The sequence below is a fragment of the Niallia laureatilytica genome (genome assembly GCF_046613985.1).
In the GTDB taxonomy this organism is placed as follows: Bacteria; Bacillota; Bacilli; order Bacillales; family Cytobacillaceae; genus Niallia.
Genome location: NZ_JBKKHP010000005.1, coordinates 170,351 through 185,345 on the forward strand (window position 1 = coordinate 170,351; position 14,995 = coordinate 185,345).

The 14,995-nt window shown below is 37.9% G+C and carries 12 protein-coding genes; 3 read left to right on the forward strand and 9 right to left on the reverse strand.

Annotated features, from left to right (window positions below; translation table 11 throughout):
* Window positions 1-10: 10 nt before the first annotated feature.
* The gene (locus ACLIJJ_RS14465) at window positions 11-1,135 is read right to left on the reverse strand and encodes an ROK family transcriptional regulator (protein ID WP_411411150.1); all 1,125 of its coding nucleotides are present in this window, start codon (window positions 1,133-1,135) and stop codon (window positions 11-13) included.
* 214 nt (window positions 1,136-1,349) lie between these two features.
* On the opposite strand from ACLIJJ_RS14465, the gene ACLIJJ_RS14470 reads away from it, so the two are divergent.
* From ACLIJJ_RS14470 to ACLIJJ_RS14480, 3 genes are read left to right on the forward strand one after another with little or no spacing between them, the layout of a single operon-like run.
* Entirely contained in the window at window positions 1,350-2,126 is a 777-nt protein-coding gene (locus ACLIJJ_RS14470; protein WP_341081185.1) for an SDR family oxidoreductase, read from the forward strand.
* Between the two features lie 23 nt (window positions 2,127-2,149).
* A complete protein-coding gene (locus tag ACLIJJ_RS14475) occupies window positions 2,150-3,685 on the forward strand; it encodes an FGGY-family carbohydrate kinase (protein WP_411411151.1) in 1,536 nt (511 codons plus the stop codon).
* A gap of 33 nt (window positions 3,686-3,718) precedes the next feature.
* A complete protein-coding gene (locus tag ACLIJJ_RS14480) occupies window positions 3,719-5,083 on the forward strand; it encodes an MFS transporter (RefSeq protein WP_411411152.1) in 1,365 nt (454 codons plus the stop codon).
* Between the two features lie 38 nt (window positions 5,084-5,121).
* Here the strand turns inward: ACLIJJ_RS14480 and ACLIJJ_RS14485 are convergent, their stop codons facing one another.
* From ACLIJJ_RS14485 to ACLIJJ_RS14520, 8 genes are all read right to left on the reverse strand, one after another.
* Entirely contained in the window at window positions 5,122-6,702 is a 1,581-nt protein-coding gene (locus ACLIJJ_RS14485) for a hypothetical protein (protein ID WP_411411153.1), read from the reverse strand.
* A 39-nt stretch (window positions 6,703-6,741) separates the two neighbouring features.
* Complete coding sequence (locus tag ACLIJJ_RS14490; RefSeq protein ID WP_341081197.1) at window positions 6,742-7,008, reverse strand: hypothetical protein; 267 nt, start codon at window positions 7,006-7,008, stop codon at window positions 6,742-6,744.
* Window positions 7,009-7,131: 123 nt separating this feature from the next.
* Complete coding sequence (locus tag ACLIJJ_RS14495; protein WP_411411154.1) at window positions 7,132-8,334, reverse strand: MFS transporter; 1,203 nt, start codon at window positions 8,332-8,334, stop codon at window positions 7,132-7,134.
* Window positions 8,335-8,514: 180 nt separating this feature from the next.
* A complete protein-coding gene (locus ACLIJJ_RS14500; protein WP_411411220.1) occupies window positions 8,515-8,802 on the reverse strand; it encodes a DNA-binding protein in 288 nt (95 codons plus the stop codon).
* A gap of 56 nt (window positions 8,803-8,858) precedes the next feature.
* Window positions 8,859-9,542 (reverse strand): DUF3169 family protein, encoded by a 684-nt coding sequence (locus ACLIJJ_RS14505; protein WP_233315095.1) that lies wholly within the window; start codon window positions 9,540-9,542, stop codon window positions 8,859-8,861.
* Complete coding sequence (locus ACLIJJ_RS14510; protein WP_411411155.1) at window positions 9,539-9,739, reverse strand: helix-turn-helix transcriptional regulator; 201 nt, start codon at window positions 9,737-9,739, stop codon at window positions 9,539-9,541. Before ACLIJJ_RS14510 ends, ACLIJJ_RS14505 begins: the two co-directional genes overlap by 4 nt.
* A gap of 106 nt (window positions 9,740-9,845) precedes the next feature.
* The gene (locus tag ACLIJJ_RS14515; protein ID WP_411411221.1) at window positions 9,846-10,856 is read right to left on the reverse strand and encodes a serine hydrolase domain-containing protein; all 1,011 of its coding nucleotides are present in this window, start codon (window positions 10,854-10,856) and stop codon (window positions 9,846-9,848) included.
* 149 nt (window positions 10,857-11,005) lie between these two features.
* Complete coding sequence (locus tag ACLIJJ_RS14520; protein WP_411411156.1) at window positions 11,006-14,758, reverse strand: alpha-L-arabinofuranosidase C-terminal domain-containing protein; 3,753 nt, start codon at window positions 14,756-14,758, stop codon at window positions 11,006-11,008.
* Between the last annotated feature and the right edge of the window lie 237 nt (window positions 14,759-14,995).

Below are 14,995 nucleotides of genomic sequence, written 5' to 3' on the forward strand. Positions count from 1 at the left end.
CTTCATGCTTCTAAATAGTATTTAAAAACGATTGAATAAATGGTATACCTGCACCTAAAAGCACGCCATTTTCTGGAGAACGGCTTATATAAATAAAAGGATCATTGCTTGGAAATGCTGTCTTTTCATTTACTTTTTCATGAAGAATATTAATATCCTCTTCTCTTAAGTATGAAGTAATATGGCCACCCAAAATGAATTCTCTATTCAATACAAGGTGGATATTATTAATGGAAATGGCTAAATAATTAAGGAATTCATTCCATCTCGCAACATAAACTGGAGAATTGTTTCGCAGTTGTTCAAAAAATGACTCTAACGATTCGTCTTCTGTTAGAAGTGCATAGACAGAACTGTATGTTTCCATGCAGCCTTTCTTACCGCAATAGCACGGGGGCCCGTTTGGATTTACTGTCATATGTTCAACCGTTCCGCTATGCCCTTCTTTCCCCATGTAAATCTGCCTGTCGATTATAACCGCTCCGCCAAGATGGGGACCAATCGAGAGGTAGACAGCATCATCCATATCATTTCTTACCCAAAGCTCTGTTGTTGCTGCACATTTGGCATCATGTAAAAACATGCAGCGATATGGCAGATGCTGTGAAAACACCTCAATATCTAAGCCTGTAGAAATTAATATTTTTCCATAGGTTATTTTTTTGCCGTCATTCGATGTTAACCCTTGTACAGCAAAGCCAATTCCGAGAACCTGCTCTTCTTTCACTTGTAAGGCATCAATAAAGGCTAGAACTTCTTGACTTAACTTTTTGTAATAGTAATCCTCATTAGCATATCCCAAGGATAACCGTTTTTGCTGAAATGCTTTTCCAAGCAAATCAACTGCCAGTAATTGTACAGTAGATTTTTGGATTTCCACTCCAATGCTGATTCGGGCCTGTGGGCAGATAGCATAAGCAGCTGCTCGTCTTCCCACTGAAGATTCAAACTGCCCACTCTTCTCAATTAACCCTTCTTGCTCCAAACGGACTAAATTTTGCGTTACTGTCGGCAAGCTTAAATGCAGCTGGTTAGCAATTTCTTGTTTGGAAAGCTTCCCATTTTGATAGATGAGATGATAGATAGCCGAATAATTGCTTTTTTTTATATCTTTAAATGTGATGTTATTTTCCATGAAAATACCTCATTTGATAAACCAATTTTATAAAAATACTTATCTTAACTCCTTTAAATATAACATACGAGCATATCCAATTACAGCTTTGTCAAAAAGCGTCTGACAATTTTTACTTTTAAATAGATTGACTATTATCAAAAGACGTTTTATTATGTAAATGTATTTTATAAAACTATTTTACAAAATAACTTAACGAAAAGGAATGATAAATATGGGCATTATTGAAAAAATGAGACTGGATGGAAAAAAGATTTTCGTTACAGGCGGTGCTAGAGGGATTGGAAAGAGTGTCGCAACCGCTTTCGCTGAAGCTGGCGCAGATATCGCTATTGTAGATTTAGATATTGAAGAAGCGGTCAAGACTGCAAAAGAATTAGAAGCAAACAATGGGATTAAATCCGTTGCTATTAAAGCAGATGTTACTAACCCACAGGATGTAAACGCTATGATTGATACTGTGCTTGAACATTTTGGCCGTTTAGATGTTGCCTTTTGCAATGCCGGCATCTGCATGAATATCCCTGCTGAAGATATGACCTTTGAACAGTGGAAAAAAGTAGTCGACATTAATCTTACTGGTGTATTTCTAACCGCCCAAGCTGCTGGAAAAGTCATGTTAAAACAAGGCGGCGGGTCTATTATTAATACAGCTTCCATGTCAGGTCATATTGTTAATGTTCCACAACCGCAATGCTCTTACAATGCTTCAAAGGCAGGAGTTATTCAATTAACTAAATCATTGGCAGTAGAATGGGCAACAAGAAATGTGCGCGTTAATTCCATCAGCCCAGGATATATCGGCACAGAGCTTACCTTGAATTCGCCAAGCTTACAGCCATTAATTGCTCAATGGAATGAAATGGCACCGCTTAAACGGATGGGAAGACCGGATGAATTACAATCTATCTGTGTTTATCTTGCTGGCGATACGAGCAGCTTTACAACAGGATCTGACTTTGTCATCGATGGTGCATTCACTGCTATTTAATAGATTCATAGGAGGTCATCATAATGAACTACTTACTCGGTACAGACATCGGAACATCTGGTACGAAAACCATTTTAATGGACACAGAAGGAAACTTGCTTGCTCAAGATCTCCAAGAATATGATGTGTTAACACCAAAGCCTTTATGGGCTGAACAGTGGCCTGATGTTTGGCTTGATGCTGCAAAAGCTTCTATCAGCAACACGGTTGAAAAAGCAGGTATTCATCCTGAAGACATTCGCGGACTTGCTATTAGCGGACTGTACGGCGGATCAGGCATTCCACTAGATGAGCATATGGAGCCTGTAAGACCTTGTATGATTTGGATGGACCGCAGAGCTTCTGTCGAAACGCAATGGGTGTTAGATACTATCGGGGAAGAAAAGCTGCTGGAAATTACCCATAATGGCGCCGATCCTTACTACGGCTACACGAAAATATTATGGATGAAAAATCACGAACCGGAAAACTGGAAAAAAACGAAGCTGTTCTTGCCTCCGAATGATTATGTTATTTATAAACTGACTGGAGAAGTGGCGATTGATTATTCTTCAGCTGGTAATATTGGCGGGATTTTTGATATGAATAACCGTACTTGGTCAAAGGAATTGCTCGATGCAATGGGAATCCCATATTCCATGATGCCAGAAAAAATCGTTGAATCAACAGACATCATCGGCGGGTTAACAAAAGAAGCAGCTGCAGAGTTAGGACTTTCAGAAGGAATGCCTGTTATCGCCAGCGGGATTGACTGTGGTGCAGCTAATATTGGCCTTGGTGTGTTTGAATCTGGCAAATATGCAGCAGCTATTGGCACGTCCATGTGCGCCGCATTGATTTCTGATCAGCCAGTGAAAGGAAAAGACTTAATTGTTTGGCCGTATTTATTCGATGCTAAAAGACTATCATACTATTTTGCTGGTGGAGCTACTGCAGGAGCAATCGTAAAGTGGTTTAGACAAACGCTATGTCAATTTGAATTAGAAGCAGAAAAAGCAGGCGGGAAAAATGCTTATGATGTATTAAATGAACAGGCTGCCAATATACCTGCTGGCAGTGAAGGATTAGTTGTTCTTCCCTACTTTATGGGCGAAAGAAGTCCTGTCTGGGATTCAGATGCGAAAGGCACCATTGTCGGTTTATCTTTAGCACATACGAAAGCACATATATATCGCGCCTTTTTGGAAGCGGTTGCCTACAGTTTAAGAGATGCCATTGAAGCAACAGGCGAAAATGTAGGTGAATCAATCTTGCTTGCAGGGGGTGTTACTAAATCAAAATTATGGAGACAAATTTTTGCTGATGTGACGGGCTATCCAGTTGTATGTCCTATTCACGATGTCGAAGCAAATATGGGGGATGTAATGCTGGCTGGAATTGGTACTGGTTTGCTTTCCTTTGAAGATGTGAAAAAATGGCAGGTTCTTGATGAGAAGATTATGCCAATTGAAGACAATCACAAGAAATATAATGACTATTACAAAGTTTATAAATCTATTTACCAAAACTTAAAAACAGATATGAAAACGTTGACAAAATTATCAGCAGCTACAGTATGAATTTAGCAGCAGTAAAAAGGAGTTGTGATAAATATGGATAAATGGAGAAAAAGAATTGGATACGGGGCGGGCGATTTTGCCTGCAACCTCGTATTTAGTACAATGGCATCCTACCTCCTTTTCTTTTATACAGATGTTTTCGGAATTTCGGCAGCGGTTGCAGGTACTTTAATGTTAGTAACGAAAATCATCGATGCTTTTGCTGATACTGGCATGGGATTATTGGTGGACAGAACGAAAACCAGATGGGGTCAAGGGAGACCTTACTTCATTATTGGGGCACTTCCTTTTGCTGTGTTTACTATTATGACCTTCATCGTTCCTGATTTCAGCATGTCAGGCAAAATTCTTTGGGCGTATATCACTTATTGCTTGTTGAACATTGCTTATACCGTCGTAAATATTCCATTAAACACGATTGTACCTCGGTTAACTTCCGATAATCATGAGCGCAACTGGTTAGTATCAACTAGAATGATCTGCGCATTGCTTGGGACTGCATTAGTAATGACCATCACCACACCGATGGTAAATTTATTCGGTCAAGGAGATGACCAAAAAGGTTATTTAGTTACAATGACTATATATGGCATTGTCGCTGTGCTTGTCTTTGTGTTCACCTTTATGAATACAAAGGAAGTTGTGCCGCCGACCGTCCAGCCTGGCAAGTCCTCCTTTAAAGAGGATTTCAAAGGATTAACAGCCCCTGCTGCTATATTTTTTATATTAAACTTTCTCTACTTTAGTCTATATGTTATCCGAAATACGACTGTTATCTACTATTTCACCTATAATCTTGGCAGAACCGATTGGCTCACATTTGTAGGGATATTCGGAATTCTTTCCGGATTGCCAATCCTGCTATTATTGCCTTGGCTCCAAAAAAAGATGGCAAAGAAAAATGTTTTGCTTTTAAGCACCTTAATTTATATTGTTGGAGATTTAGTCCTTTACTTTGGAAAAACATCCCCTGCCATGCTGATTGCCGGCTTAACGATAACTGGTCTTGGCATTTACGGCATCTTTGGGACAACATTTGCGATACAGCCGGACGTTATTGATTATTCCGAGTACAAAAATAATCGCAGTATTTCTGGAATGATTGCCGCATTCCAAGGTTTTTTTGTAAAAGTCAGCTTAGGTCTTGGCAGCGCCCTTGTAGGAGTTTTCCTTAAAATCGGTGGATATGTACCTAATGCAACACAAACTGAAAGCGCTTTAAAATATATTGAAATCAGCTTTATCTGGGTTCCGCTTATTATTTGTGTGCTGATTGGCATAACGATTGTTTTCTATAAGTTAGATGACAAACGGACCGAAATGGATATTGAACTCGAACGAAGACGTGCAAAGATTAACAAAAATACCGAGCAGGATGCTTTAAACGAAGCACATTAAGTGTTAAGAGGATAGCGGATACCGCTATCCTCTTATCTTCAATGAAAGCCTTTCATATAAAACTCAATTGCTGTTACTTCTTCGTTTTGAAGTCTTTCACGATTGCTTGATAATAAAGTTTTTAATGCATTCATTTGCTCTGATGATGGTGTCACAAAGCTGCGATTAAAATGATTAATCCACTTCAAAAGAGCAGACTTACCTAATCTGGAAACTTCTCTGTTTTCACATTGAACATAAAAACTTATACTATAAAAAATTGCTTCCCATTTGGATAAAGAACATAATAAAATGGCTATATTATATTTAGTATGTTCATAGCTTGCTTCCTTATAAATATCATATAAGTAATCCTTTATATCTTCGTAATAATGCTGTGCTATTGCCTTTCGTGCAGCCTTGGATATGCCTATCATTTCCGATTGCAGAAGCTGAATAAATTCTTGCTTATACTTTGCTCCATCTAACTTCGATATAGCATGGATAGCAGCTTTTGTGATGGAAATACGGCTGTGATACAAGTACGGCTGTATTAGCTGTGCTTGTTCTTTACTGCCTGTCTCCCCTATTCCTAATAAGCTTTCACGAATATACTGGTTAGCATTCAACATACCCATATAAAAGCTGCTGAAATCTATGGATGTTTTTTGCTTCTTTAATAAAAATCTAGCAAAATAGCGAATAGTACTGCTTTTGTCTAAAAGTGCCGCTTCCAATTCCCTGCCACTTATTTCTGGAAAGTAGGAGTGAAATACCTCCAATCCCTTTAAACGAATCGAAGGAAACTTATCTCTTTTAAAAATGGAGTAATGCTCTTTAAATTCATGAGCTTTGAGACTACTTACTAATTCATTAAACAAACTTTGCCGCACAAGAGGGTCCTTTTCCTTTTTATATAGGTTTACTAGTAATTCCTTATCATATAGATTTGCGTGCATGATCATTTGATAACAAAAATACCGGACGTTCCTATCCTTTGCGCTTGTCCCCTCTTTCAGAAATGGCAATGATTCTGGCTGTGATAAAACTTGAGCAACTTGTTGAAAAAGATGCTCTTTCTTAAGTTGCCACTTAAAAACAAGAGGAAGACTTGAGACAATTTCAGCCATATACTTATCATTTAAGCGACGCTCCACATATTTATCAGCTGCTCCCCTCACTGCTGCAACCCAATCCTTACATCTCAAAAGTAAAAATGGCCACTCTTTACCTGAAGTGTATTGATTTAATAGAATTAAAGCTTTTTCACGGAAATAGCCATTTGGGTGAAAGCTGCACAACCCTAAAATAATCACTCTCTGTTCTTCCGGCATATTTGGCAATAATAAATTCTCCGGGTTTTCCTTACTCCAATCCATGGACCAGTCTAATGAAGTTCGTTCTCGAAACAAGGCATCAAGTTTTGCCAATTCAAGGATGGTTAAGCACGCAGCATGTTTAGTAAGCATACTAGCTGTTCTTCTTTTCAACACATCAGAACGTGTTAACAATAAGGGAAAAATAGCGGGAATTCTTGTTAGCTCGATATTGTCTGTATCTTTAAGCAGTTCTTCTATATAGCCATCTGAAAATCTGTCTGCAGGATTGTCTTTTTTACGTTTAGAAAACGGCCATTTCAATGGATATCTCCTCCCAACGGAAACCTAAGGCTTTAGCAATTAATCAATTATCTCCCAAACTCTTTCATCTTCTATCGTAAGCATCTTATTGAAAACTCCTAACGTTCTTACAGTTAGTTTTTCTCCATTTTCGAAATCAAATTCCTTTTCATAAGTTGCATAAACGCCGAAATTAGATAGATTAGAAGTACTGCTGCTTATCATGATATTGTCTATTGAGCATATTTGATTTGAATTGCAGTCAAGTCCATTTGTTGCAATTAACCATTGATCAAATTCTGTATTTGAAGGGGTAGTAAACCACATAAAAACAAATAAAACTATAATAATACTCGCTGCCACATACCTCTTTTTCTTGAACAAATCTATTATTCCTTTCTACAATAATGTGGCTATCTTGATAAAAAAAGATAGCTGCCAACTTGGCAGTTATCTTAAAGTTTCTTGTTTCGCTGCTAAATACATACGGTTCTGTATCCCGGTAATAAAAGAAAGCAAAAAGCAAGCTGTGGCTGTTAGGAAAGTACATACCACCCCAAACTCTTCAGTAAGCCATCCTAAAAAAACAGACGAAATACCGAATGCCGCATACATTAAAGTCCCTCTTGCAGAAAACACTTTAGCAAGCGCCTCTTGCCTAACTGCTTTCTGGAAAATGGATACCTCAGCTACGTCTTTAACCATCTGAGGAAATCCAAATAACAACGAAATGATTAAGGCAATCCAAGCATTCGAGATTAGCGCGAAGGCTAATGTAAGGATCACTAGTAAGAAGGTGGACCAGATAATGTAATACCCCAGCTTTTTCTCCAGCTTATCTGCAATTCGATAGACAATTAAACCACCAATAAACATGCCTGCAAAGAAGGATGCATTTATTATCCCCCACCAAAACTCTTGCTTATGAAGAACTTCTTCTACATATACATATAAAATCGCAGCAATCCAAACGCCATTAGCAAAGGTTTCAAAAATATTCATTAAACTAATAGATCGGAGTTGTCTATTCTCCCAAATAATTATCCAGCCTTCTTTAATGGAGGACCACTTAGAAATAATCACTTCGTTTTTTGGTTGCTGATCTTGTTTAATATAAAACATAAACAATGAAGAAATAATGAATAAACAGAAAGTCAGCCAAAGAAGATGATTCCCTCCCCAAATAACTAACAGTATGCTCCCAATCGGCCAGGCGATTAACTGCGTTATTTGGTCAAGAACAGCTAAAAAACTATTTGTCTTGACGAGTTTCTCTTTTTTTACGAGAACTGGGACTAGTGCATTTCTGGCTGGCGTAGCACATCCATCTAAAAAGGATATGAAGGCAATCAGTATATACAATAGAATCAAGTTATCTAACTGAATCGTCGGTATTAATATACAAAGCAGGAAAAGCAGCAGCGTCTTACCACTTTGCGAATAAAATAAAATCCATTTCAGTTTATATTGATCAAGAATAATCGGCGCAAAAAAAACGCTGCATAATGCCGTAATGGTGATAACAAATGGCACTAGCGACATTAATGTTACAGAGTTAGTTGCTTTATAAACAATTGTTGTTAAACTAACTGTATAGATGACATCACCTAGATTAGCTAACATTTGACCAAGCCAAAGAAACCTAAATGACATCTCATTTTTAAATTTTGACATAGGTACCCTCACTTCTTAATTTATTAAGTTTTAAGAAAGCGGGGAATTCTACATTGGATAGCCTCCTGTCAAAATATTCTAAATCAAGAATACCATAAATCTGTTTATTTGTACCATTATTTGTTAGAAAAAAAGCCGCCTAAAGGCAGCAGGCAAATATCATTGTTTTTTATACAAATCCTCCGACGACAACCATTGAACCAATTGTTCGTATGGATAATAGGTAGTTCCTTTTAATAACAATTTAGGTGCATCAGGATATTTTTCCAACAGTTCTCTAACCTCTTCAGGGCGTAATCTTAAATAAACAAATAAATCTCGCTCTTTAATTAATAAAGGAGTTCCTGATGGACTGCCTTTAGGATTTTTAAAATTTTTCAAACCATTTCCGATGAAATAACCCAACAATGCCAACCCTGCACCTATCCAGAAAAAATCAATTTCCACGTCTTCAACCCTCTCTTTTTTTATCATTAATACGAGTATCAACTGCAAAAAGTTACCTATTTGTTGCGAATGGATAAATAATATTTGCCATTTGCCAGCACTAGAACAATGCTCATAGCTATTATGGAGAAAATTTGTGAATTACCTGATGAGATGGAATAGAATGTGGCGAACATAATTGCTATTAGTAAAGCTGTGCAAAAAAGATGATATGATTTATAAAAACCTATTAACATCACATGTTTTTCTCCATCATCAGCGACGTTTAATAGGGCATTACCATAATCTTTATGCGAAGACCTTGGAATGATTGGGCGATGTGGTTGCACCAATCTATACAGATTCATCATAATTGACATTAAAATGCAGCAAATTAAAACGGTAATTAAGGAGAGTATAATAATTACAATTTCTTTATTGGTAATGAGCGTAATACATAACGCTAGCAAAGAAAAAATGAAATTAGAAAAAGTCAATAACGCATAATCTGAAAGCTTTTTATAAATTTGGATGTCTATTGCATCTTCTTCCTCTCCATCGACATCTTTATTATTTAAACTAATAATCTGCTTGTATAATCCAAAGCTTACCCCCATTACAATCACAATAATAATAAATATTGCAATTACAAACTCATCTACATATGGATCAAAATTTATTTCAAAGCCTTTCAAGATCAGAATCGAGCTAAAAAACCCGAGAATTGCACTAACAATGATTTTAATCCATGTTCTCATCATTCATCCTCCTCTATAAAAAATACATTTTCGACAGGCTCATTAAATATCCGGGCAAGCCGCACTGCAATTAATAGCGAAGGAATAAACTCCTCCCGTTCAATTAAACTGACTGTTTGCCTGCTTATATTGGCAAGCTTGGCGAGTTGAGTTTGATTTAAACCGTCCCGTGCCCGCAGCTCCTTTAAACGACTTTTCATAATTTTCTCACCTCATACATTTATTGTAAATTATGCATTTTGTTTTGACAAGTATATTTGTCAAAATGATAATTATATTGGTCAAATTAATAACAAAAAAGACATCTTACTCTTTGTAAGATGTCTTTTTTGTTCTAATATAAGAATCATATATTTCTCCGATAATTCCTTTAAATTGGTGAACACCTGTATTACCATTAGTCATGATAATTAACCCTCTTCTTAACTTAGGGTACGCTACCATCATGCATTGAAATCCACTTCCCCAACCTAGTGATGAAATCTCTCCGCCTTCGAGAAACACGCCAAGTCCTGTCCAGCTTCTGCAGCCTTGTGCGGTAATTAGTTCTCTTGCTGCAGTTGGAGAAATGCCGATTTTACTTTGATCACCTAGCGCATTCATAACTTCTATTACTAATAGTGACAAGTCAGCTGCAGTTGTCCAAAGTCCTGCCGCTGCGGGATATGGATATAATGGATACTTTTCTTGCATGACATTTCCATCCTTGTCATGGCCACAGCAATAATTATGGGATATGTCACTTATACGGCTTGGATAACGGCTGTTCGCCATTTTTAATGGTTGAAAGATGAACTCCTCTATAATTTCTTCTATTTGTTTTCTAGTTACATCCTCTATGAGCAGCTGGATAATACAATATCCAGCATCCGAATATTGAAAGTCACTTTCTGGTTCATACTGCACTTCAATCGGAGACTGGCAATATGGCGTTTCACCAGTTAATATTTCTTCCATAGTGGGAAGAACCGTGTCTTTTCGTTCTATAAAACTATCTTTAGGATCTTGTATCCCAGATTGATGACATAACAAATTCCGTAATGTTACACCCTTTTTTTTAGTTAAATAATTGTTGGGGATTTTCCATGATGTCAGCCTGTTATTTACATCCTCATCTAAATCAAGAATCCCTTGTTCTGATAGCACCATTACCAAGACAGCTGTTAAAAACTTGCTGATGGAACAAGCACTGAAAAGGGAATGATTGTTCACTATTTTACTCGTACCTGCTTCAAGAACACCATAATTATCAATTTGGGAAATCTGACTATCTTTAATAACAGAAACACTTAAACCTGCTACATTATAATGCTTCATGCGCTCAGGGATATTTATGTTTTGCACTGTACCACCACTCCCTATTTTTAACCAAATGATACCAGATGAAATGATATAGTGAAATAGACTACGCAACTATTTAAAAAAATGCACCTGATTTTAATCAGATGCATTCATTTAAATGATCATTATCGCTTTAACACAAGCACATTCACCGAATTTGCAGCTAAAGTAACCACTATACCATTACCCTCAAGGCTTATTTCTGTTTCTGCTGGTACAATCAGCTCTGCATTTTTCTTGTTTACATTCGGAGTAGAAATTAGCGAAGCATCTCCCGTAACTGTTATCATCTTGCCGGTCTGATTGACAACTATGTCTTTTAGTTCTAGCTTCGTTGTTTTTTCAAATGGATCTGCATTTACGAGCTTCACATATACATGGTTATCATCTTTTGTGACAGAGTGGTAGATATCCCGATTATAAGCTTCGAGTTTATAATCTAGCACTTTGCTTTTGAAGGTTCCGTCTGTGTATGAACAGATGAGTCGATTGCCTGTTTCTCCGCCGTAATTAACCGTAATTAAATAAGGCGTATTAACAGCAAGCTCTTCATAGCTGCTGGAGCGGAGATTTCCTGCTGCGGTGCTGGATGAGTAATCGCCTAGTCTATAACCTTCAACGCCTTGCTTATAAACCTTCACTCCTGTTGCGTTGCCATTATAGCCGATCGCATACTCCAGTACATCCTTTTTCTCTGGCGAAATATCGGTTAATCCGACACCTACATATATACCATCATTGCCAGAGATCTTCGATGCTACAACCTCTACTTTATAATTCGTCCATGCTGCATTTTGGATATACAAGCCGTTTAGACCACTGTTTTGCGGCTTTAATACTAGGCCTCTTTCTTTATCAAGCGTATACCCTGCTGCACCTGGAATCATCTGCCATGCAGCATGCAATTCTTCTCTGAAATCTTGTTGGAACAATACTTCTCCGCTTTTGTTTTCAATCACCTTAACAGACTTCACTTCAACCTCTGCATTTCCGGAAGCTATTTCAATGCCGCCTCTTGCTGTAAGCTCAGTCAAGCTCCCATTTTGGTAAGAAGAAAAGGATGTTCCAAGCAATTTCGTACCAAGATATTTTCCGAACAGCTGTTGTACATAATAATTTGGCGTATACCAGACTGTTTCGTCATCAAACCAAATCAAATCTGGTGTCCAACGGTAAGTTCCATCTGTAAGTACTTTGTTGAACAGTGGTGCATAGGCAGCCAGACGGACAACATCTGAATTTCTTTCAAACCCAGTCATAATGGCTGCTTCAGCAACTGCACCTGCTAATGTATTCTTGTCAGTAGACGCAAACTCGCCGACAAACACTTTTGAAATTTCCGCCTCATTTATGCTGCCATCAGCTTGATAAGCTCTATAGTAATAATTGTATCTATCTGCGTTATTCAACAGATAATCATTGGAACGATAGTAATGCTCATCTGCGATTGTATCCATATAATTAGGCTGTGTTTCATACCATGTTACTGTTTCTTCGGTAACTGTTTTGCCGTCTGTAAAGCTGACGTTTGCTGCTTCTGTTAAGTTACCGCTTAAGAATTTCCAGCCTTCCTGATAGGCATCATCATCTGCTTGCGCACCAACTGTTGAGATTATTTGCAGGTTATGGTCTGGGTAATGCTTCACCATATACGCATCAATTGCTGCTTTAAAATATTCAAAGTTCGCAAAAAACTCTGTACCCCAGTTTTCATTGCCAACACCTAAATAAGGAAGTTCAAATGGTGCTTCATGGCCCATTTGTTTACGCAATGCTGCCCATTCATTACCTTCAAAATCTGTATTGATCGCAAAATCAATTAAATCTGTAAAGCTCTTAACAAAGTAATCTCTTAAATCCCCGCCTGCAGGATGGACATAATCAGAACGCGCTTGACAAAGCACACCGCAAGCCATAACCGGTAACGGAATTGCGTGCAAGTCCTCAGCCAATTGGAAGTACTCCATATAGCCCAGACCCATGGTCATCATATAGCCCCAAACATTAAAGTTTTCCTTACGCAGTTCGATAGGACCGACAGAGTCTTTCCATTCATACACATTCTCCCATATATAAGAGCCCTCTGAAATACAGCCGCCTGGAAAACGAAGGAAGGTTGGATGCAGATCTGCTAATGCATTCACTAAGTCTTTCCGCAGTCGATAGTTCGGATTTCCTTGATAATTTTCATGTGCAGTTGCTGATCTTCCTTCCTCACTAGCTCCCCAAACATCCTGTGGCATTAAAGATACCATATCAATTGAAATGTCACCGCTAAATGTTAAGGCCAGCTGTCCAAGCATGGACTGCGAACCTGTAAGAACAACACTTTCATCTACCCCGTATTTTTTCCATGTGTTGCTGTTGTCAACATGAATCGTTACTGTGTCGCTGATTGCTGCACCATCTTTATCCTGAAGCTGCAGATGAATGCTTCCTTGATTTTCTGCTTTTGCCCAAATAGTAAAATTGTATTTATCTTCTTCTTTAATAAACATGGCACAATGATGATTAGAATCAGTGAAGCCTTTATTGATAAGTGTGCTGCCATTTGGAACAGTAAGATAATGTGTATTAACGTCTTTATCCATTATGTCGAAAAATTCATTTAACCCGCCTGTATTGTGGACGGTAACAGACTCGATATCGCCATACCAGGCATGAAGCGGCTGATGATTTCTTCCTGTTGAACAGCCGCACACACCGGATGTATGCGAATATGTATCGAATAAAAAAGATTCAAAGGAACGATTTTGGACAAGTTCAGCATATATGCCCCCGTCTGCGGCGTTATTAATATCTTCATAAAACAAGCCATATAATGTCTTGCTTATATCTAAGATTTCTTGATTTCCGTCGATTGTTAATAAATGAGATGGAACTCCTTCAGGCAGGACAGACAATGAGAATTCCTTTTCCGCTGTTTCCGTTCCTTTACGCAACACAGCTGTCAAAGTAACTCCTTCCGGCTCGCTAATTTCGCCTAATTTCCCTTCATCTGACAGTAAGCTTGGATTACTTGATTTCCATGTGACTGCCACCTTCGCTCCCATAAGACTTTCAGGAAGTGTAACATCCTTTGAAACGACCGTAATTGGAAATGATAAATATTTATCTCTGGCAAGCTCGACAATCTCCGTATCAGAAAGTGTTTCACACATCACTTCAATTACTTCATCTTGTGTTAAACAAGTCTTATATACACGGAAATCGGACAACGAGCCGCAAAAGTCAGCATCTGCCTCAAATTGCGATTTTCCAATAAAATTATTGCTGTAGTTATCTTGATCAGTAAAAGTCTCAAACCATTCGCGCAGCTTTGCATATGTACCGCTCGAAGTCTGGCTGATTGTTCCGTCTGCAACAATTTCACCATTCACATAAATAACAGGACCTGCACTGCTTAACGTTCCACCTTCTGTGCCTCTGACTGTCATCGCCACATGTAGCCATTCTCCAGAAGAGTATGTTCTATTAGCATCAGCAATTAAATCCGAACCAGCAAAACAATTGCCTCGTAAATTTCTCGTTAAAAATAGGTACGGTCCAGTTTCCCCTTTTCCGAAATCAAAGATTCTTTCCCAAACATTGGACCCTTTCCCTAAGGAAAGCCAAGTGCTGACGGTCAATCCAGTCTGATCGGTAACTCCTTCAAGCAACCCAGCTGGAAGCTTTAAATAGGATGTCCCGCTCGCTCCGCCTGATAACGCAACAGCACTTCTCCCGCCAACAGTTTCTGCCACTGGTTTAATCTTCCCTTCAGCAGTTGCATGATTTTCATATTTGGAACTGTCTCTTCCTATATTATCTGCATCATTAAATTGATATTGAGCAACAATTGATTCAGCCAATGAGTTACTTTCATCGTTTCGCTTCATTTAGTATCTCCTTTAAAATTATTTAAGCGCTTACTTAAAATCCTTACTTGTATGCACCAAATACCATTAAAACCAAACTCATACTTACAACTATTATAATATTGAACAATGAAATTTTCCAATATAATTTACAAATCTAATCTTAATATTCGAATAAAATTATCTAGTTAATAATTTTTATACCTATAACTCCCCTCTTTATGGTTCATTTTAATTAGACTAGTAGTTTTAATTAAA